Origin of the sequence: Sediminicoccus sp. KRV36 (assembly GCF_023243115.1) — a bacterium.
In the GTDB taxonomy this organism is placed as follows: domain Bacteria; phylum Pseudomonadota; class Alphaproteobacteria; order Acetobacterales; family Acetobacteraceae; genus Roseococcus.
In genome coordinates, this window is sequence record NZ_CP085081.1 from 1858072 (window position 1) to 1876152 (window position 18081).

An 18081-nucleotide genomic window follows, 5' to 3' on the forward strand; every position below is an offset into this window, starting at 1 on the left:
AGGTTAAGAATTCCTCAGCGGCGGCCTTCAGATTTTCTTCATCAAAACCCTGTTGGATGCCGCCCATGGACGTGATCAGCACCAGCCCTGTCTCGCTCGCGGAACGCCGCCTGGCCTGGCTCGATACGCGCCAGCGGCTGCTGTCGCAGAATGTCGCGAATGCCGATACGCCCGGCTTCCGGCCCAGCGATGCCGTGCCGTTCCGCGACGTGCTGCGCGGCCATCGCGCGAAGCCGCCAATGATCACGACCGATGCGCGGCACCTGGTTCCCGCCCGCGCCTCGGCTCTGGCCGTGCAGGAGCGCCGCGTGACGGAACGCACGCCCAACGGCAATGCCGTCTCCCTCGATGAGCAGGCGATCCGCATCGCCGAGACCGACCAGGCGCACGCGCTCGCGATGGGGTTGCACCGCAAATATGTCGGCCTGTTTCGCATGACGCTTGGCCGCTGACACCCGCAAAGGAGAATGCTGATGGATCTGGATCGTGCCCTTTCGATTTCCGCGGCCGGCATGGCGGCCCAATCCACGCGGCTGCGCGTGGTGGCGGAAAACATCGCCAACCGAGACAGCACCGGGCAATCGCCCGGCGCCGATCCTTATCGTCGCAAGACCGTGACCTTCGGCAGCCGCCTGGATCGCAACCTGGGGGCCGAGACGCTGCGCGTTTCGCGCATCGGCCAGGACCAGCGCGCCTTCCCCGAGCGCTTCGAGCCCGGCCACCCAGCGGCCGATGCCCGCGGCTACGTCAAGACGCCCAATGTGGACAGCCTGGTGGAGAACATGGACATGCGTGAGGCCAATCGCAGCTATTCGGCCAATCTGGCGGTGCTGGAGACAACGCGTGGCATGCTGATGCGTGCCATCGAGACGTTGCGGTAAGGGGCGGCGCCGATGGTCACGCCAAGCCTCGCAATTTCCGGAGCCGCGGCCGCCTATCGCGCCGCCATGGGGGGTGCCGAGGCGGTCAGCCAGGGTGCCGGCTTCGGCGAGGCGCTGAGCCGCGCCGCCCAGAACGCCATTGATATCGGCCGCAGCGCCGATGCCGCCTCGACCCAGGCGCTGACGGGGCAGGGCAGCGTCACGGATGTCGTGCTGGCGATTTCCCGTGCGGAACTCGCCCTGCAGACGGCGACCGCGGTGCGGGACCGCGTGGTGACCGCCTATCAGGACGTGATGCGCATGCCGATCTAGCGGGAGACCGCTGGCCGGGCTGCGCACCCACAGGAGGTGGGGCGATATGCTGGAACAACCCGTCGCCATGGCGATGCGAGAGGCCCTTTGGGTGACCCTGCAATTGGCCGGGCCGCCCTTGCTGGTGGTGCTGGTCATCGGGCTCGCCGTCTCGCTGTTGCAGGCGCTGACGCAGATCCAGGAGGCGACGCTCGCCTTCTTGCCGAAGCTGGCCGCCATCGCCGGGCTGCTGCTGGTCAGCGGGCCCTTCATGACGGGGCTCATGCGGGCCTGGGCTGGCCGGCTGTTCGACCAGGTGATTGCCGTGGGTGGGCTGCCGTGAGTGCGACGCCCGGCCTGAACCTGGCGGACGCGGCACTCCTGGCCGCGCTGCCGGGCCTCGCTTTCCAGGCGGTGCTGATCCTGTGCCGCCTGGGGGCCGCGGTGATGCTGCTGCCGGGCATTGGCGAGGCCGAGGTGCCGGCCAATCTGCGGGTGGCGCTCGCGCTCGGGCTGGTTCTGGCGCTGCTGCCCATCCTCGCCCCCACATTGCCCGCCATGCCCGAGGATGTGGCCAGCCTGGGGCTGATGCTCATGGCCGAAATCTTCACCGGCATCTGGATCGGCCTGCTGGCCCGATTCCTCGCCCTTGCGCTCTCGCAGGCGGGGCAGGTGGTGGCGCTGCTGATCGGCCTCGCCTCGCCCTTGCAGGGCGACATGGTGCTGGGGGTGACCGCCACGGCGCTGGCCCGCATGTTCTCGCTCGCCACGGCGGCGCTCATGCTGGCGACGGGTCTTTACGAATTGCCGCTGCGGGCCCTGGTCGAGAGCTATGCCGTGCTGCCGGCGGGGGCGGGCCTGCCGCTGGGTGCCGCGGCCGAGACCATCGCGCGCATGGCGGCGGATAGCCTGGCGCTGGCCATGCAACTGGCGGCCCCCTTCGTCCTGGCGGCGATTTTCCTTAATGCGGCACTGGGTCTCGTGGCGCGGCTGGCGCCGCAGGCGCAGGTCTTCGTGGTGGCGGCGCCGGTGCAGATCCTGGGTGGGTTCCTGCTGCTCATGCTGCTTCTGCCCGGCATGCTGTCGCTGTGGTGGGGTGGCATGACGCAGGGCTTCCTGCGCCTGCCGGGCAGCTGAGCCATGGCCGAGGAGGATGGCGAGGCAGCCGCCGAGAAAACCGAAGCCGCCACCCCGCGGCGGATCGAGCAGGCGGCGGCGGAAGGCAATGTCGCGCTCTCGCGTGAGGCGGTGGGCTTTGCCACGTTGCTCGCCTCCACCTTCATGGCGGCGCTGTTGTTGCCGGGGCAGATCGAGCACATCGCGGCTTCCATGCGGGGCACGCTGGGCCGCGGGCATGAGCTGAATGTCGCGGTCGCGGGGCTGGAATGGCTGTGGCTGTTCCTGGACGTCACCTGGCCGATCACCGCCGCGGCCATCCTCGGCGCCACGGCCGCCACGCTGGCGCAGACGCGGGGTGCTGTCTCGCTGACGGGCCTGACGCCGAGCCTTGCGAAAATCTCGCCGATTTCCGGCTTCGGCCGGCTCTTTGGCGCGGAGGGGCTGCTGGAATTCGCGCGCTCTGTGCTGAAGATCGGCATTGTCGCGGCCGCACTCTGGTATATCGCGGCGGATCTGCCGGCCCTCTCCGCCGTGCTCTCGGCCCCGCCGGCCGAGATGTTCCATGCGGCCGGGCGGGGCGTGCTGCGGCTGCTGGCCGCCACGCTGGCCGCCTTCGCGCTGCTGGTGATCGCCGACATCCTGGTGGTGCGCTTCCGCCACCTGGACCGGCTGCGGATGACGCGGCAGGAACTGAAGGAGGAGGCGAAGGAAAGCGACGGCGATCCGCTGATCAAGGCCCGGCTGCGGCAACTGCGCGAGGCGGCGGGCCGCAAGCGGATGATGGCCGCCGTGCCGCGCGCCACCGTGGTGATCACCAACCCGACGCATTATGCCATTGCCCTCGCCTATGAAGCCGGGCAATCGGCGGCACCGAAGGTGGTGGCCAAGGGGGTGGATGCGATGGCGGCGCGGATCCGTGAGGTGGCGCGGCAGGCGGGTGTGCCCGTGATGCCCGATCCGCCCCTGGCGCGGGCGCTCTACCGCGTCGAGCTGGATGCCGAAATCCCGGCGGAGCATTGGGACGCGGCGGCGAAGATCATCGCCTATGTGATGCGCCTGCGGGGCGCCCCATGACCGTCCGGGCCCCCGGTGCCGAGGTTGTGCTCTCGGCCTGGCCCCACTCGGCGGCGCTGCTCGATGTGGCCGGGCGCGTGGTGCTGGCCAATGCGGCGCTGCGTGGCGCGCTGGGTGGCGCCGTGCTGATCCGCCCCGGCGATGTGGCGGCGCGGCTCTTCCCCGCGGCCGAGGCCGCCATCCATGCGGCGCTGGGTGGCGCGCATCCGGCCCCCGTCCTGGTCGAGGCGGTGGGGTTGCTGCGCCTCGTGCCGCTGGGCGCCTCCGCCGGCGCGCTTCTGCTGCTGGAGCCGATGGCGCCGGGCCTGGGTGCGCGGCTTGAGATTTTGGGCCGGCTTGCGGGCGGCATCGCGCATGACTTCAACAACCTTCTCTCGGTGGTGCTGGGTGCGGCCGGCACGCTGCGCCACGGGGCGCGCGATGAGGCCGCCCTGCTGGAGCTGGAGGCCATTGAAAATGCCGCGCAGCGCGGCTCGGCCCTGGTCCGGCAATTGCTGGCCTTCGCGCGCCAGCAGGTGATGGCGCCGCGCGTGCTGGACCTGAACGATTCCATCCGGCAACTGGCCGGCATGCTGCCGCGCCTGCTGGGCGCACGCATTGAGATATCGCTCGATCTGCAGGAGCCCGCCCGGCGCATTCGCGTGGATCCCTCGCAATGGGACCAAGTGCTGATGAACCTCGTCGTCAATGCGCGGGATGCGATGAAGGGGGTGGGGGTGTTGCGCATCACCACGGGGCGGCGGCTGGTGCTGGACAGCCTGGCCCTGCCAGCGGGGCGCTATGCGATGGTCGAGGTCACGGATAACGGCCCCGGCATCCCGCCCGAGGTGCTGCCACGGATTTTCGAGCCCTTCTTTACCACCAAGCTGGAGCAGGGCGGGACGGGCCTCGGCCTGGCCACGGTGCAGGGCATCATCGGCCAGCTGGGCGGGCAGATGGAGGTGGAGAGCAAGCCGGGCCACGGCACCACCTTCCGCGTCCTGCTGCCGCGCCATGAGGGGCCGGCCGAGGTGCTGCCCATCCCGCAGCCCATCCCGCTCGCCACGCCGGTCGGGCCGATCCTGCTGGTGGATGATGAGCCCTCGCTGCTGCGGGTGGCCGGGCTTTGCCTGCAACAGGCCGGGTTCGAGGTGGTCTCGGCCCTGGATGGCGAGGAGGCGCTGGAGCAGCTGCAAGCCGGCCTGCGCCCCTGCATGATCGCGACCGACGTGGCGATGCCCGGCATGGACGGGCTGGCCCTGGCCCGGGCGGCGCGCGCCATCCTGCCGGAGGTCCCGATTCTCCTGCTCTCGGGCTACGCGGCGGCGGTGGTGGATTCGGATCTGGCGGCCGAGGGTTTTCGCTTCCTGGCCAAGCCCTACACGCCGGATGCGCTGAAAATGGCGGTGGCTGGCGCTTTCATCCCTCTTGCGGCGCGGTTCAAAAAAGAACATTAATAGAACATCAGCGCGGGCGAAGTTTCGGGCCAAGGGCGGTTTGGGGCTTTCTGTTTTGCGTGTAATCTGGCCGGGTCATACCGCCATGGGTTGTAAGGAATCTCCAGGATGGAAAAAGGGAAGGCGCTTGACGCCGCGCTGAGCCAGATCGAGCGGGCTTTCGGCAAGGGCTCGATCATGCGGATGGGCAGCAAGAGCGCCATGGAGGGGATCGAGGTGATCTCCACCGGCTCCCTGGGGCTGGATCTGGCGCTTGGCATTGGCGGGCTCCCCAAGGGGCGCATCGTGGAGATCTACGGCCCGGAATCCTCGGGTAAGACCACGCTGGCGCTGCATGCCATCGCTGAGGCTCAGAAGAAGGGCGGCACCTGCGCCTTCATTGACGCCGAGCACGCGCTGGACCCCGGCTATGCCCGCAAGCTGGGCGTGGATGTCGAGAACCTGCTGATCAGCCAGCCCGATGGCGGCGAGCAGGCGCTGGAAATCGCCGATACGCTGGTCCGCTCCGGCGCGATTGACGTGCTGGTGGTGGACAGCGTGGCGGCCCTGGTGCCCAAGGCCGAGCTGGAGGGCGAGATGGGGGATACCCATGTCGGCCTGCATGCGCGCCTCATGTCCCAGGCTTTGCGCAAGCTGACGGGCACGGTCAGCCGTTCCAACACGCTGCTGATCTTCCTGAACCAGATTCGCCTCAAGATCGGCGTGATGTTCGGCAACCCCGAGACCACCACGGGCGGCAATGCGCTGAAATTCTACGCCTCCTGCCGGCTCGAAATCCGCCGTATCGGCGCGATCAAGGACCGCGAGGAAACCACCGGCAACCAGACCCGCGTGAAGGTGGTGAAGAACAAGATGGCGCCGCCGTTCCGGCAGGTGGAGTTCGACATCATGTATGGCGAGGGCATCAGCAAGGTGGGTGAGCTGGTGGATCTCGGCGTGAAGGCGGGTGTCGTGGAGAAATCCGGCGCCTGGTTCAGCTGCGACGGCCAGCGCATCGGCCAGGGTCGGGAAAACGCGAAGCAGTATCTGCGCGACAATCCCGCGATGGCCGACAGCATCGAGAAGCGCATCCGCGGTCAGGCCACCGTTGTCGCCAGCGCCATGATGGTGGCGCCCGACAGTGATGCGCCGGCCGAGGAGGAGTAGCCAGCCGGCCCAGGCACAGCCAAGCTGCGCGCCTGATTCGTTGGAGCGCGCCGCATGACTTCCCCCTTCGTCCCTGGCATTTCCGTGCGGATCGAGGGGAGGGCCGCTGGCCCCCTCTCGGGCCTGAGCTTCGCCGCCAAGGACCTGTTCGACATCGCCGGCCAGCCGACCGGCGGCGGCAACCCCGATTGGGCGCGGCAGAACCCCCTGCCCACCCGGCACTCCTGGGCGGTGCAGACGCTGCTCGATGCCGGGGCCACGCTCATGGGCAAGACCATCACCGATGAGGTCTCGCTCGGCATCCTGGGCGAGAATGCCTTTGAGGGAACGCCGCTGAACCCGGCGGCCCCGGGCCATGTGCCTGGCGGCTCCTCCTCCGGCTCGGCCAGTGCCGTGGCGCAGGGGCTTTGCGACACGGCGCTGGGCACCGATACCGGCGGCTCCGTCCGCGTGCCGGCCAGCTTCTGCGGGCTTTACGGCATTCGCCCCACCCATGGGCGGCTGGACCTGACCGGCATGCTGCCCCAGGCACCAAGCTGCGACACCACCGGCTGGTTTGCCCGCGATGCGGCGACCTTCGCCCGCGTCTCCGAAGTGCTGCTGGGCGAGGCGATTCCGGAAGCCCTGCCCACACGCCTGATCATCGCAAGCGATGCCTTCGGCTTCGCCGAACCCGCGACGGCCGCGGCGCTGGAGCCGATGGTGCGCCGGCTCAAGGCCCTCATCCCCGATGCGCGGTTCGAGGTGATGGCCCCACCCGGCCTTTCTGTCTGGGGCCGCGCCCAGCGCGTGCTGCAACCGGTCGAAGCCTGGGAGACATTCCGCGAATGGGTGGAGCGCGACAATCCGCGCTTTGCGTTCAGCGTGGCCAAGGCCCTCGTCATGGGCATCATGTCCAGCGAGGCGGATCGCGGCTGGGCGGAGCTGATGCGGCGTGAGGTGCGCGGGCGCATGCGCTTCCTGCTGCCGCCAGGCACCGTGCTCGCCATGCCCACCACACCCTTCCCGGCACCCCGGGCCGGGCTGCCGCTGGGCGCGCTGACGCCGCTGCGGGACCAGATCCTGTGTCTTTGCGCGCAAGGCGGCCTGGCCGGCCATCCGCAGATCAGCATCCCGGGTGCCCTGGTGGATGGGCGGCCGGTTGGCCTCTCGCTCATCGGCGCGCGCGGGGCCGATGCGCTCCTCATTCGAACCGCCCTGGCCCTGGAGGCTCATGCATGACCCCGAACATCCCCGAAATCGTCGAGGAAGTCCGTCAGAAATTCGAACGTTACGAGGAGGCGCTGATCACGAAGAATGTGGAGGTGCTGGACGACACCTTCTGGAACTCACCGCATACGCGCCGCCTCGCTATCCACGAAAACGGCTATGGCTTTGATCAGATCCACGCCCATCGCGTGGCGCGCCCGCCTGGCCCCGGCATCAAGCTGGAGCGCCTGCGCCTCGATATCCTCACACTTGGCCGGGATATGGCGGTGGTGAACCTCATCTTCAAAATGCGCGGCCGTGGTGATCTGCCGGCGCGGCAGACGCAGACCTGGGTGCGCTTCCCGGATCTGGGCTGGAAGGTGGTCTCGGCGCATGTCTCGGTGACGGAGGCCACGCCAGCCTATTGAGCCCCCGCTATTGAGCCCCTGCTATTGAGGCTGCCGGCATGGCGGGGTAATTCCACGCCCACAGAGTTTTTGGGCGCCCCTTCATGAGCAGCAGCAACGATATCCGCGCGACCTTCCTGGGTTATTTCGCGCGCAACGGCCACCGCGTGGTGGAGAGCAGCCCGCTTGTCCCGCGCAATGATCCGACCCTCATGTTCGCCAATTCCGGCATGGTGCAGTTCAAGAACACCTTCATCGGCCAGGAGAAGCGCGACTATGTGACCGCCACCACCGCGCAGAAATGCGTGCGCGCCGGCGGCAAGCACAATGACCTGGACAATGTCGGCTACACCGCCCGCCACCATACCTTCTTCGAAATGCTGGGGAATTTCTCCTTTGGCGACTACTTCAAGGAGCAGGCGATCGAACACGCCTGGAACCTGATCACCAAGGATTTCGCCCTGCCGAAGGACCGCCTTCTGGTGACGGTCTATTCCGAGGATGAGCAGGCGGCGGGCTTCTGGAAGAAGATTGCGGGGCTGCCCGAGGACCGCATCATCCGGATCGACACCGATGATAACTTCTGGCGCATGGGTGACACCGGCCCCTGCGGCCCCTGCTCGGAAATCTTCTTCGACCATGGCGACAAGATCTTCGGCGGCCCGCCCGGCAGCGCCGATCAGGATGGGGACCGCTTCATCGAGATCTGGAACCTGGTCTTCATGCAGTATCTGGAGGAGCCCAAGGGCACCCGGAACCCGCTGCCCCGCCCCTCGATCGACACCGGCATGGGGCTGGAGCGCTTCGCCGCCATCCTCCAGGGCAAGCACGACAATTACGACACCGATACCTTCCGCGCCATCATCCTCGAATCCGCCCATCTGACCGGGCAGGAACCGGATGGCGAATTCCGCGCCAGCCATCGCGTGGTGGCGGATCACCTTCGCGCCGGCGCCTTCCTGATGGCCGATGGCGTGCTGCCCTCGAATGAGGGCCGCGGCTATGTGCTGCGCCGCATCCTGCGCCGCGCCATGCGCCACGCGCACATGATGGGCGCCGTGGACCCGCTGCTGCATCGCCTGTTCCCGGCCCTGGAGCGGCAGATGGCCGCCGCCTATCCCGAACTCAGCCGCGCCGCCTCCCTCATCACCGAGACCTTCAAGCTGGAGGAGACGCGTTTCCGCACGCTGCTGGATCGCGGTCTTGGCTTGCTGGAGGCCGAGAAGGCCAAGCTTGGCACCGGCGAGGCGCTGCCGGGTGACGTCGCCTTCCGCCTCTACGACACCTACGGCTTCCCGCTCGATCTCACGCAGGACGCGCTGCGCGCCGAGGGCCGCCAGGTGGATGTGGCGGGCTTCGATGTCGCCATGACCGAGCAGAAGAAGCGCGCCCGCGCCGCCTGGGCCGGCAGTGGCGAGGCCGCGACCGAGACGCTCTGGTTCGACGTGAAGGAGAAGCTCGGCGCCACGGAGTTCCTCGGCTATTCGACCGAGCGCGCCGAGGGCACCATCGCCGCCATCATCGCCGATGGCGGTTCGGTCAATAGCGTCGCCCAGGGCCGCGATGTCTCGATCATCCTGAACCAGACGCCCTTCTACGGCGAAAGTGGCGGCCAGCAGGGCGATGCCGGCGTGATCCGCGTGGGCGATGCGGTGATCCGCATCCGCGACACGCAGAAGAAGCTGGGCGATCTTTTCGTGCATATCGGCAAGGTGGAAAGCGGCGATGTCACCGTCGGCCAGGCGGTGATCGCCGAGGTGGACCCGACGCGGCGTGGCGCCATCCGCGCGCACCACTCGGCCACGCATTTGCTGCATGAGGCGCTGCGCCGGCGCCTGGGCACGCATGTCGCGCAGAAGGGCTCACTGGTTGCGCCCGATCGCCTGCGCTTTGACGTCTCCCAGCCCACGCCGATCGGCGCCGAGGACCTCGCCTGGGTCGAGGCCGAGGTGAATGCGCGCATCCGCGAGAATGCCGAAGTCACCACCCGGCTGATGACGCCCGATGCCGCTGTGGCCGAAGGCGCCATGGCGCTGTTCGGCGAGAAATACGGCGAGGAAGTCCGCGTCGTCGCCATGGGGCATGACCCCGCGGCGGTGGACCGCAAGGGCCACTACTCTATCGAACTCTGCGGCGGCACGCATGTGCGGCGCACCGGCGATATCGGCATGTTTCGCCTGGTCTCGGAAGGCGCCGTCGCGGCTGGCGTACGCCGCATTGAGGCGATCACGGGGGCCACCGCCTATGCCGCCATGGAGGCGGAATCCCGCCTGCTGCGCGAGACGGCCGCCGCCTTGAAGGTCAACCCGACCGATCTGCCGGCCCGCGTGCTGGCGCTGGTGGAGGATCGCCGCCAGCTGGAGCGGGACCTGACCGAGACGCGCAAGAAGATGGCGACGGCTGGCATCGAGGTGGAAACCGTCGCCGGGCTGCGCCTCGCCTTGCGCCATCTGGGCGACATGCCGGGCAAGGAACTCAAGGGCCTGGCCGAGGCCATCCTCAAGGGCGGTGCGGCGGATGTGGTCGCGCTGGTCTCGACGGCCGAGGGCAAGGCCAGCATCGTGGTCGGCGTGGGCGAGGTGGCCAAGGGCCGCGCCGATGCGGTGATGCTGGTGCGCGCGGCCTCGGCCGCCGTGGGCGGCAAGGGCGGCGGTGGCCGGCCCGAGATGGCCCAGGCGGGCGGACCGGATGCGGATAAGGCCGAGGAAGCGCTCGCCGCGGTCAAGATTGCGCTGGCTACGGCGTAGCTATCTCGCTTTCGGAGGCGATCCACTGGGCCAGTTGATCGAAACTCCAAATGGGCTTGGCGAAATTGAGCCTCTCTGCGCGCTTTCGCAGGCGGGCGTCATCGGTAACTAAAACGTCCGAGTTTGCTTCGGCGGTTACTGCTATTAGGGCGTCTGCCATGTGCTTTGGTGAGTTGCCGGCAAGCGCAACAGTTCGTTCTCCTGCCTCGGGACTGCCCCAGTATCCTTCGTCCCAGTTTGAGATATCCCAAACCAGTCCGTGGGTTGCAATGGGCGTCAACCGTTGCTGAACAGCAAGAAGGCCGGCGCGCTTTGCTTCGTCTGGAGTTTGGCCGACCTGATCGCGTTGCACATGAGTGGTCAATAAAGTTAACCGGCGATCGCGCACCAATGCATCCGCCTGTGCCCGCACTTCGGGACTAGCCAGAAAGTGGTCGGTAACCATCGAGTCAAGCATCGCGCGCATCATGTTTTTTCGGTGATGCGCTTTCCTGATTCAAGTGCCCTTCGGGCGGTTACGGGACAGACGTAAGAGCGCTGACCGTAGTGGCCGCCCCGTCGACGGCATGAATGGTGCCGTCACAGTCAGCGACGGCATATGCGCCTCCGGCGTGACGCTATGCATTGAGAGCACCGCGTTTGCCGCATGGCCGACTGTCCCGACCGTTGGTCCGGTATTTCGCTCGCCAGACCCACGTTCGATCCGGATGAGTCTTGGAGCCTTTCCGCGTAGGGCACTTCCTCAGCGCCGCCGCGCCTTGCCCTGTTCAGCCGCGGACGGCGTCGGCCAATTCGCGGACCTGGTCCAGCACCTTGCGTACGCTGTCGGGCTTGGCGCGGCCCTGCTCGTCCAGCGACTTGGCGAGGGTATCCACCAGGGCGGTGCCAACCACGGCGCCATCGGCCAGCGCGGCGGCCTCAGCCGCCTGGGCTGGGGTCCGAATGCCGAAGCCGATGGCGATGGGCAGCGCCGTGTGCCGGCGGATGCGCGGGATCGCCAATTCCAGCGACGCCGCACTGGCGCTGCGTGTGCCGGTGATGCCCGTGATGGCAACGTGATAGACAAAGCCGCTGGTCGCCTCGAGAACGCGCGGCAGCCGCGCGTCATCTGTGGTCGGCGCCACCAGCCGGATCAGATCGAGGCCGGCGGCCCTGGCCTGGGGCTCGATCTCATGGGCTTCCTCCGGCGGCACGTCCACGACGATGAGGCCATCCACGCCGCTGGCGGCGGCATCGGTGCAAAAGCGGTCCACGCCATAGGACAGGATGGGGTTGTAGTAGCCCATCAGAACGATCGGGGTGGTGTCGTCCCCCGTGCGGAAATCCCGCACCAGCGCCAAGACGCCGGCGAGGGTGGCGCCGGCCTTGAGCGCCCGCTGCGCGGCCAGCTGGATGGAGGGGCCATCCGCCATCGGGTCGGTAAACGGCATCCCGACCTCGATGAGGTCGGCACCCGCGCCAGGCAGGCCGCGGATGATTGCCAGCGACGTGGCGGGGTCGGGATCATAGGCCTGCTGATAGGTGATCAGCGCGCCGCGCCCCGCTGCCTTGAGTGCCGCGAATTTGGCGGGGATCCGGCTCACAGCTTGACGCCCAGATGGCCAGCCACGGTGAAGATGTCCTTGTCGCCACGGCCGCACATGTTCATCACGATCAGCGTCTCGGCGGGCAGGGTGGGGGCGACCTTCAGCACATGAGCCAGCGCATGCGCCGGTTCGAGGGCGGGGATGATGCCCTCCAGCTTGGAGCACAATTGAAAGGCATCCAGCGCCTCGTTATCCGTCGCGTTCACGTATTCGACGCGGCCGAGCTCATGCAGCCAGGAATGCTCGGGGCCGACGCCCGGATAGTCGAGCCCCGCGCTGATCGAGTGGCCTTCCAGGATCTGGCCATTCTCATCCTGCAGCAGATAGGTACGGTTGCCATGCAGTACGCCGGGGCGGCCGCCTGTCAGGCTTGCCGCATGCTCCGGCGTGTCCACGCCATGGCCACCGGCCTCGACGCCCAGCATGCGAACGGAGGGGTCATCCAGGAACGGATAGAACAACCCCATCGCGTTGGAGCCGCCGCCGATGGCGGCCACCAGCACATCCGGCAGGCGGCCCTCGGCCTCCTGCATCTGCACGCGCGTCTCTTCGCCGATCACGGATTGGAAGTCGCGCACCATCATCGGATAGGGGTGCGGGCCGGCCACGGTGCCGATGCAGTAATAGGTGTCCTCGACATTCGCGACCCAGTGGCGCAGCGCCTCATTCATCGCATCCTTGAGCGTGGCGGCGCCGCTGGTGACGGCGATGACCTCGGCGCCGAGCAGCTTCATGCGGAACACATTGGGCTGCTGCCGCTCGACGTCGGTGGCGCCCATGAAGACGGTGCAGGGCAGGTTGAACAGCGCGCAGGCGGTGGCGGTGGCGACACCATGCTGGCCCGCACCCGTCTCGGCGATGATGCGCTTCTTGCCCATGCGGCGGGCGAGCAGGATCTGCCCCAGCACGGCGTTGATCTTGTGCGCGCCGGTGTGGTTCAGCTCATCGCGCTTGAAATAGACCTTCGCCCCGTGGCCGGGCTCCGCCTTCGCCCTGCAATGCTCGGTGATGCGCTCGGCGAACCAGAGCGGGCTGGGGCGGCCCACATAATCCTTCAGCAGCCGGCGCCATTCGGCATCAAAGGCAGGGTCCGCCTTGGCCTTGGCGTAGGCGGCCTCAACCTCGAGGATCAGCGGCATCAGCGTCTCGGCGACGTAGCGGCCGCCAAAGCCGCCGAAGCGGCCGGCGGAATCAGGGCCGCTCTTGTAGGTATTGGGCTTGAGGAGCTGGTTCAACTGGGCATTCCCGGGGTCTGGCGTTGGCCCATTCTCATATAGAAGCGCGCGGCTTTTCCCAACCCCTGCTGGCCGCGATGAAGGCGTGGATCAGCCCCGCATCCTTCACGCCGCGCGCCCGCTCCACCCCGGAGGAGACATCCACCCCGGGCGCGCCGCTGGCCGCGATGGCCTCGGCCACATTGGCCGGCGTCAGCCCGCCCGCCAGCAGCCAGGGCCGGTTGATCCGGGCCAGGCGGGCCAGCCGCCATTCGAAGGGGGCCGCATTGCCGCCCGGCAGCACGGCATCGGGCGGCGGCTTGGCATCCAGCAACAGCCGGTCCGCCACTTCGGCGAAGGGGGCGATCTGCGCGAGATCGGCCTCGGTCGCGATGCCGATGGCCTTCATGACCGGCACCCCGAAGCGCGCGCGAATGGCGGCGACGCGCCCAGGCGTCTCCTCCCCATGCAGCTGGATCACATCGAGGGCGGTGGTGGCGAGGGCGGCTTCCAGCAGCGCATCATCCGGGTCCACGAACAGCCCGACGCGCCGTGGGCCGCCGGCCAGGCTGGCAGAAATGGCGCCGGATTGCGCAGGCGTGACCGCGCGGGGCGAGGCGGGGAAGAAGACGAAGCCCACGAAATCCGCCCCGGCATCGGCCGCCCAGCGCAGCGCCTCGGCCGAGTTCACGCCGCAAATCTTGACCTCGATGCTCATCTCCGCAGGCTGGCCGCGATGGCGGCGGCGGCGGCGGCAGGGTCCGCGGCCTCGGTGATGGGGCGGCCGACGACGATCCAGTCGGCCCCCGCCGCCACCGCATCCTCGGGTGTCGCGATGCGCGCCTGGTCGCCGGCGGCGCTTCCCGCCGGGCGAATGCCGGGCACCACCAGCAGCGGCGCATCGCCCAGCGCGTCACGGATCAGCGCCACCTCGCGCGGCGAGCAGACGAGGCCATCGGCGCCGGCATCCATGGCCATGCGCGCCAGCCGCAGCACCTGTTGCGCCGGGCCGCCCGCGACCCCCACCGCGCCCAGCTGCTCGGCATCCATGCTGGTGAGCACCGTGACGGCCAGCAGGATGGGCCGGGCGGCACCGGCCGCCTCGGCCGCGCGGCGTGCCGCCGTGATCATGGCGGGTCCGCCACCCGCATGCAGCGTGAGCATGGCGGCGCCCAGCGGTGCCAGCGAAGCCACCGCGCCGGCCACCGTATTTGGAATGTCATGCAGCTTGAGGTCGAGAAACACCGGCGCATGGGGCGCGAGCCGCGCCAGGGCAGGGGGCCCGGCCGCACAGAACAGTTCCAGGCCGAGCTTCACCAGCCCGGCGGCGGGCGCGACAAGCCCGGCCAGCGCCTCGGCGCGCGCCAGCCCCGGCGTATCCAGGGCGACGATCAGCCGGCCTTCAGGTCCGGTGGGGCGGTGCAGCATGACTCGAATACATCCTCAGCGCGGCTTGGCGGGCCTGGGATCGCGGCTGGCGAGTTCGGCGTCAAGCAGGGCGGCGGCCTGGCGCAGCTGCGCCGCACTGCGCTTGTCCGGCAGATGCGCGAGCCAGACGGTCAGCGCGCCACCCAGGAAGGCAACGAGACAGGGGCCCAGGATGGCTTGCCAGAGCGGCAATTCCGCCACCCATCCCTCGGGCCAGAAGGTGATGATGACGGGGTTTGGATTGGCCAGGGCGAAAGCCGCGAGAGCCGCCGCGAAAATTGCGGGCAGGAGATAGGCGATCACCCGCCCTCGCCGGGGTCCTGGCCGCCATTGACCCGGGCGCGCAACTCCTTGCCGGGGCGGAAATGCGGCATGCCCTTGCCGGCGACGGCCACCGCCTCACCCGTGCGGGGATTGCGGCCCTGGCGCGGGTCCCGCTTGCGGGTGGTGAAGGCGCCGAAGCCGCGCAGCTCCACCCGGTCTCCGCGGGCGAGGGCGGCGCTGACCTCCTCGAAGATGGTGCCGACCACCAATTCGATATCCGGCAGGCGCAGATGAGGGTGCTGCATGGCGAGATGCGCGATCAATTCGCTTTTGGTCATGGAGCCCTCATCGCTTTGCCCGGCCATAGCATGCCGAGTTGCGCATTTTTGCAAGTCTTGAGTGAAATCTCACCGCGGAAGAAGCTGCCCCGGCCACCAGCCCTGGGCGCGGAGCACGGCCACCCCGCCCTCCCAGAGGCGGATCGAGGCCATGGAGAAAACGCGCTCGGCCGTGCCGCGGGGATCGAGGTCCCGCAGGCGCAGATCGGCCGGCAGGCCATGCGTCTCGGCCAGCCAGCGGCGGGCATCCGCTTCACCACCAATGGCGTCCACCAGCCCGACCGCCAGCGCCTGGCGCCCGGTCATGACGCGGCCATCGGCGAGTTCACGGACGCGTTCTTCCGGCATGTTGCGCCCGGCCATGACCATGGCGACGAATTGGCTCTGCATGTCCTGCACCACGGCATTGAGCGAGGCGCGGCCCTGCTCGGTCAGGGGGCGGAAGGGGCTGGGCTGGTCCTTCAGCGGGCCGGAGGTCAGCGCCTCGGCCCGCAGGCCCAGGCGTTCCATCAGCTCGGACGCTTCAAAGGATTGCAGGATGACGCCGATCGAGCCGGTGAGCGTGGCTTCGCGGGCGAAAATGCGCTCGGCTGGGAGGGCCACCATATAGCCGGCCGAGGCGGCGGTGCCGCCCATGACGGCGACCACGGGCTTGCCCGCCGCGCGGACGCCGCGGATGGCGGTGTGCAGCGCCTCGCCGCCCGCCACGGTGCCGCCGGGGCTGTCAATCGCCACCAGCAGGGCGCGCACCTGGGCATCCCGCCCGGCGCGCTCCACCAGGCGGATGAGTTCGCGATTATCGGTGATGGTGCCGGAGATCGGCAGCCGGGCCACATGCTCCCCACCCAGGCCGGTATTCTCCGGCAGCGGGCCGCCAAAGAGCGCCGCGGCGCCCAGCACGGCGCCAAGGATCAGCGCACCCCGCCAGAAGCCGAGCTGGCGCTTGAGGCGGCGGCGGTCGAGAAGAAGATCGGGCTCCAGGGCCATGGGCTGGGATGTGTTCCGTGGTGATGCGGCAGACATAGTGCCGCTGATGCCCGCTGCGAAGGCTTGTGCTGGTGACGTGGCCCATGGACAGGCGGCCATGCTGGCGCTATGGACGCCGCCACCAGCAGGGCCGACTTAGCTCAGGGGTAGAGCAACTGATTCGTAATCAGTAGGTCCGGGGTTCAATTCCCCGAGTCGGCACCAGTTTTTTCAATGACTTAGGCCAAAACGCCAGTTGCCTGAGTTGGAAAATTCCAGGTCATCCCCTCCACCACGTCCCCGGCAGGTTCGCACCGGGCGGTCAGGGACTTCGGAACATGACGCGATTTTGACAGGATCAAGGGGCCGCGGTGTTCGGCATCTTCCGCGACCCCACCGCCCTGACCCGTGACCATCTCCACGCCGCGCGCCTTGTCCTGTCCTACGTCGTGCCCGCTCCAGGGCGCGGAAAGAAGGCCGACAGGACCGCCGAAAATGTGCTGGCAGTCATCGCCAGGAGGGTCGGACTGCCGCCCACGCCGCCGCTGACGAAGCGGCCCTGAGACCAATCCCGGTGCCGCGCCTCACGCGCCATCGCAGCATTCTCCACCAGCGCGCATCCGGAATGAAGAAGCCGGCCGAGGTGATGGAACCGGAGCGCAGGGCGCCGGCGCCAGCTGAGGCCGACGAGAGGTCAAGCCTATCGGCCCGATAGGCCGGACCTCAGTGGCGGAGCCGCGCAGCGGCGGGCATGGTGTTGGCTCAACCTGAGTAACCCGCCATGCAAGCTTCTCACATAGCCATCTTCGCCGCCGGGTTCATTGCCGGTGGAATTGCCCTGGGCGGCTACGTTGCCCACGCCCGCATCACCTCGGTCAATGGTTCCATCGGCGGGGTGTTGCCGAATACCGAGGCAGGCCTGCTCTGCGTCACCGTCGGCAATGCAGTGCGACCTGTCCGTGGGGTTTGGCGCGAAGGGACCGTCGGTGCGCCCGCCGGCGCCTCAACCGGCGTCTGGTTGCGTTGCCCGGCCTGAGGCTCGGTCTCAGGATGGAGGCGGTGCGCGCCCGCTCGCACACGTCGCGCAGTTGCGCCTCTCTCTGCCAGGCCAGCCCCTGCCGAGCACAGGCATGAGCACATGGTGGCGCCACTGATCCGAACTCCAGGTTTTCCCTGCCTGGCAGCGCGTTCGTCTCGGCTCCCCAAGTCGGCACCAGCCTCCCCAAAGCCGGTCCATCAACCATCCGCCGCCATTTGCCTGGCCCATCGGCCCGCAACCCATGGCTACGCGCCGCGTGCCGTCCCCGGGGGGCTGGCTGGCTTGCGGAGATAGGCCACCACCATCTCGCCCAACATCGCCTCATAGGCGTCAATGCGCTCGGACTGGAACAGATCGCCGGCGAAGGCGGCCGACAGCGTCCAGCGATTGGCGCAATAGAAATAGCCCAGGCCCGACATCGCGACGTAGAGCGCCGTCACATCCACATCCTCGCGGAACAGTCCCCGTGCTCGCCCGGCGGCCAGCAGGCGCTCGATCGTCGCAAAGAGCGGATTGTAAAGCCCGGGAACCGCCTTGGCGGCGCGCAGGTGGCGCGCGCGGTGCAGATTTTCCTCATTCATCAGCGCCACGATTTCGGGATGCGCCCGGAACAGCCGGAAGGTGTCGTGCGCCAGGCGCCGCATGCCCTCCACGGGGCCCAGGGCATCCAGCGCCGTCTCGTCCTGGCCGGCGCGCAGCAGCGCATAGATGTGCTCGAGTGCCGCGGTCCACAGCCCCTCCTTCGAGCCGAAATGGTGAAACACCAGCCCCTTCGCGACCTCGGCGCGGCGCGCGATCTCATCCATGCGGGCACCGGCCAGCCCCTTGGCCGTGAACTCGCCCACGGCGGCGGCGAGGATGGCGGCCTTCGCGCCCTCGGCATCGCGCGTGCCGCGTATTCGTCGTTGACGGATGGCCATGATCGGGATCATCATTCCCACTATTGACCAACCGGTC

The 18081-nt window shown here is 68.5% G+C and carries 22 protein-coding genes and 1 tRNA gene; 14 read left to right on the plus strand and 9 right to left on the minus strand.

Features of this window, described 5'->3' with window-relative positions; translation table 11 throughout:
* The first annotated feature begins 65 nt into the window (after window positions 1-65).
* The 11 genes from LHU95_RS08480 (at window position 66) to alaS (ending at window position 10289) form a co-directional block, all read left to right on the plus strand.
* Window positions 66-452: a flagellar basal body protein gene (locus tag LHU95_RS08480; RefSeq protein ID WP_248710929.1), complete on the plus strand. Its 387-nt coding sequence runs from the start codon at window positions 66-68 to the stop codon at window positions 450-452.
* 21 nt (window positions 453-473) lie between these two features.
* Window positions 474-881, plus strand: coding sequence for a flagellar basal body rod protein FlgC (gene flgC, locus LHU95_RS08485; RefSeq protein WP_248710930.1), 408 nt, complete (start codon window positions 474-476; stop codon window positions 879-881).
* A 12-nt stretch (window positions 882-893) separates the two neighbouring features.
* Complete coding sequence (locus LHU95_RS08490) at window positions 894-1193, plus strand: flagellar hook-basal body complex protein FliE (RefSeq protein WP_248710931.1); 300 nt, start codon at window positions 894-896, stop codon at window positions 1191-1193.
* Window positions 1194-1239: 46 nt separating this feature from the next.
* Window positions 1240-1515 carry a flagellar biosynthetic protein FliQ gene (locus tag LHU95_RS08495; protein WP_248710932.1) on the plus strand — a complete coding sequence of 92 codons (276 nt, stop codon included), beginning with the start codon at window positions 1240-1242 and terminating at the stop codon, window positions 1513-1515.
* Window positions 1512-2309: a flagellar biosynthetic protein FliR gene (locus LHU95_RS08500; protein WP_248710933.1), complete on the plus strand. Its 798-nt coding sequence runs from the start codon at window positions 1512-1514 to the stop codon at window positions 2307-2309. Before LHU95_RS08495 ends, LHU95_RS08500 begins: the two co-directional genes overlap by 4 nt.
* A gap of 3 nt (window positions 2310-2312) precedes the next feature.
* Complete coding sequence (locus LHU95_RS08505) at window positions 2313-3365, plus strand: flagellar type III secretion system protein FlhB (protein WP_248710934.1); 1053 nt, start codon at window positions 2313-2315, stop codon at window positions 3363-3365.
* Window positions 3362-4801 carry an ATP-binding protein gene (locus tag LHU95_RS08510; protein WP_248710935.1) on the plus strand — a complete coding sequence of 480 codons (1440 nt, stop codon included), beginning with the start codon at window positions 3362-3364 and terminating at the stop codon, window positions 4799-4801. Before LHU95_RS08505 ends, LHU95_RS08510 begins: the two co-directional genes overlap by 4 nt.
* 108 nt (window positions 4802-4909) lie before the next feature.
* Window positions 4910-5947 carry a recombinase RecA gene (recA, locus tag LHU95_RS08515; RefSeq protein ID WP_248710936.1) on the plus strand — a complete coding sequence of 346 codons (1038 nt, stop codon included), beginning with the start codon at window positions 4910-4912 and terminating at the stop codon, window positions 5945-5947.
* Between the two features lie 54 nt (window positions 5948-6001).
* Window positions 6002-7168: an amidase gene (locus LHU95_RS08520; RefSeq protein WP_248710937.1), complete on the plus strand. Its 1167-nt coding sequence runs from the start codon at window positions 6002-6004 to the stop codon at window positions 7166-7168.
* Entirely contained in the window at window positions 7165-7563 is a 399-nt protein-coding gene (locus tag LHU95_RS08525; protein ID WP_248710938.1) for an AtzH-like domain-containing protein, read from the plus strand. The genes LHU95_RS08520 and LHU95_RS08525 overlap by 4 nt, the downstream gene beginning before the upstream one ends.
* A gap of 83 nt (window positions 7564-7646) precedes the next feature.
* A complete protein-coding gene (gene alaS / locus LHU95_RS08530) occupies window positions 7647-10289 on the plus strand; it encodes an alanine--tRNA ligase (RefSeq protein WP_248710939.1) in 2643 nt (880 codons plus the stop codon).
* Here alaS and LHU95_RS08535 read toward each other — a convergent pair.
* The 8 genes from LHU95_RS08535 to sppA all read right to left on the minus strand — a co-directional run bounded on the left by LHU95_RS08535 (window position 10279) and on the right by sppA (window position 16106).
* Window positions 10279-10755, minus strand: coding sequence for a hypothetical protein (locus LHU95_RS08535; protein ID WP_248710940.1), 477 nt, complete (start codon window positions 10753-10755; stop codon window positions 10279-10281). The genes alaS and LHU95_RS08535 overlap by 11 nt on opposite strands.
* A 301-nt stretch (window positions 10756-11056) precedes the next feature.
* Entirely contained in the window at window positions 11057-11872 is an 816-nt protein-coding gene (gene trpA, locus LHU95_RS08540) for a tryptophan synthase subunit alpha (protein WP_248710941.1), read from the minus strand.
* A complete protein-coding gene (gene trpB / locus LHU95_RS08545) occupies window positions 11869-13110 on the minus strand; it encodes a tryptophan synthase subunit beta (protein ID WP_248710942.1) in 1242 nt (413 codons plus the stop codon). Before trpB ends, trpA begins: the two co-directional genes overlap by 4 nt.
* 34 nt (window positions 13111-13144) lie before the next feature.
* Window positions 13145-13807, minus strand: coding sequence for a phosphoribosylanthranilate isomerase (locus tag LHU95_RS08550; protein WP_248710943.1), 663 nt, complete (start codon window positions 13805-13807; stop codon window positions 13145-13147).
* The gene (gene pyrF / locus LHU95_RS08555) at window positions 13804-14517 is read right to left on the minus strand and encodes an orotidine-5'-phosphate decarboxylase (protein WP_248710944.1); all 714 of its coding nucleotides are present in this window, start codon (window positions 14515-14517) and stop codon (window positions 13804-13806) included. The genes LHU95_RS08550 and pyrF overlap by 4 nt, the downstream gene beginning before the upstream one ends.
* Window positions 14518-14532: 15 nt before the next feature.
* The gene (locus LHU95_RS08560; protein ID WP_248710945.1) at window positions 14533-14820 is read right to left on the minus strand and encodes a LapA family protein; all 288 of its coding nucleotides are present in this window, start codon (window positions 14818-14820) and stop codon (window positions 14533-14535) included.
* Window positions 14817-15119, minus strand: a complete 303-nt coding sequence (gene ihfB / locus LHU95_RS08565) for an integration host factor subunit beta (protein WP_248710946.1) — start codon at window positions 15117-15119, stop codon at window positions 14817-14819. The genes LHU95_RS08560 and ihfB overlap by 4 nt, the downstream gene beginning before the upstream one ends.
* Before the next feature lie 69 nt (window positions 15120-15188).
* Window positions 15189-16106 carry a signal peptide peptidase SppA gene (gene sppA / locus LHU95_RS08570; RefSeq protein ID WP_248710947.1) on the minus strand — a complete coding sequence of 306 codons (918 nt, stop codon included), beginning with the start codon at window positions 16104-16106 and terminating at the stop codon, window positions 15189-15191.
* Between the two features lie 129 nt (window positions 16107-16235).
* Between sppA and LHU95_RS08575 the strand changes: the two genes are divergently transcribed.
* From LHU95_RS08575 to LHU95_RS08585, 3 genes are all read left to right on the plus strand, one after another.
* Window positions 16236-16310, plus strand: a tRNA-Thr gene (locus LHU95_RS08575).
* A 146-nt stretch (window positions 16311-16456) separates the two neighbouring features.
* Window positions 16457-16648 (plus strand): hypothetical protein, encoded by a 192-nt coding sequence (locus tag LHU95_RS08580; RefSeq protein ID WP_248710948.1) that lies wholly within the window; start codon window positions 16457-16459, stop codon window positions 16646-16648.
* Between the two features lie 218 nt (window positions 16649-16866).
* Window positions 16867-17121, plus strand: a complete 255-nt coding sequence (locus LHU95_RS08585; protein ID WP_248710949.1) for a hypothetical protein — start codon at window positions 16867-16869, stop codon at window positions 17119-17121.
* A 248-nt stretch (window positions 17122-17369) separates the two neighbouring features.
* On the opposite strand, the gene LHU95_RS08590 is transcribed toward LHU95_RS08585, so the two are convergent.
* On the minus strand, window positions 17370-18044 hold the full coding sequence (locus tag LHU95_RS08590; RefSeq protein WP_248710950.1) for a TetR/AcrR family transcriptional regulator: 675 nt from the start codon (window positions 18042-18044) through the stop codon (window positions 17370-17372).
* Window positions 18045-18081 lie beyond the last annotated feature (37 nt).

What these genes read in the sequence shown, in the direction of transcription:
- LHU95_RS08495 (WP_248710932.1), top strand. Translation starts at nt 1,240, where the DNA reads ATGCTGGAACAACCCGTCGCCATGGCGATGCGAGAGGCCCTTTGGGTG.
- LHU95_RS08480 (WP_248710929.1), top strand. Translation starts at nt 66, where the DNA reads ATGGACGTGATCAGCACCAGCCCTGTCTCGCTCGCGGAACGCCGCCTG.
- LHU95_RS08585 (WP_248710949.1), top strand. Translation starts at nt 16,867, where the DNA reads ATGCAAGCTTCTCACATAGCCATCTTCGCCGCCGGGTTCATTGCCGGT.
- ihfB (WP_248710946.1), bottom strand. Translation starts at nt 15,119, where the DNA reads ATGACCAAAAGCGAATTGATCGCGCATCTCGCCATGCAGCACCCTCAT.
- LHU95_RS08525 (WP_248710938.1), top strand. Translation starts at nt 7,165, where the DNA reads ATGACCCCGAACATCCCCGAAATCGTCGAGGAAGTCCGTCAGAAATTC.
- alaS (WP_248710939.1), top strand. Translation starts at nt 7,647, where the DNA reads ATGAGCAGCAGCAACGATATCCGCGCGACCTTCCTGGGTTATTTCGCG.
- LHU95_RS08505 (WP_248710934.1), top strand. Translation starts at nt 2,313, where the DNA reads ATGGCCGAGGAGGATGGCGAGGCAGCCGCCGAGAAAACCGAAGCCGCC.
- recA (WP_248710936.1), top strand. Translation starts at nt 4,910, where the DNA reads ATGGAAAAAGGGAAGGCGCTTGACGCCGCGCTGAGCCAGATCGAGCGG.
- flgC (WP_248710930.1), top strand. Translation starts at nt 474, where the DNA reads ATGGATCTGGATCGTGCCCTTTCGATTTCCGCGGCCGGCATGGCGGCC.
- LHU95_RS08535 (WP_248710940.1), bottom strand. Translation starts at nt 10,755, where the DNA reads ATGCGCGCGATGCTTGACTCGATGGTTACCGACCACTTTCTGGCTAGT.
- pyrF (WP_248710944.1), bottom strand. Translation starts at nt 14,517, where the DNA reads ATGCTGCACCGCCCCACCGGACCTGAAGGCCGGCTGATCGTCGCCCTG.
- sppA (WP_248710947.1), bottom strand. Translation starts at nt 16,106, where the DNA reads ATGGCCCTGGAGCCCGATCTTCTTCTCGACCGCCGCCGCCTCAAGCGC.
- LHU95_RS08550 (WP_248710943.1), bottom strand. Translation starts at nt 13,807, where the DNA reads ATGAGCATCGAGGTCAAGATTTGCGGCGTGAACTCGGCCGAGGCGCTG.
- LHU95_RS08520 (WP_248710937.1), top strand. Translation starts at nt 6,002, where the DNA reads ATGACTTCCCCCTTCGTCCCTGGCATTTCCGTGCGGATCGAGGGGAGG.
- LHU95_RS08510 (WP_248710935.1), top strand. Translation starts at nt 3,362, where the DNA reads ATGACCGTCCGGGCCCCCGGTGCCGAGGTTGTGCTCTCGGCCTGGCCC.
- LHU95_RS08590 (WP_248710950.1), bottom strand. Translation starts at nt 18,044, where the DNA reads ATGGCCATCCGTCAACGACGAATACGCGGCACGCGCGATGCCGAGGGC.
- LHU95_RS08490 (WP_248710931.1), top strand. Translation starts at nt 894, where the DNA reads ATGGTCACGCCAAGCCTCGCAATTTCCGGAGCCGCGGCCGCCTATCGC.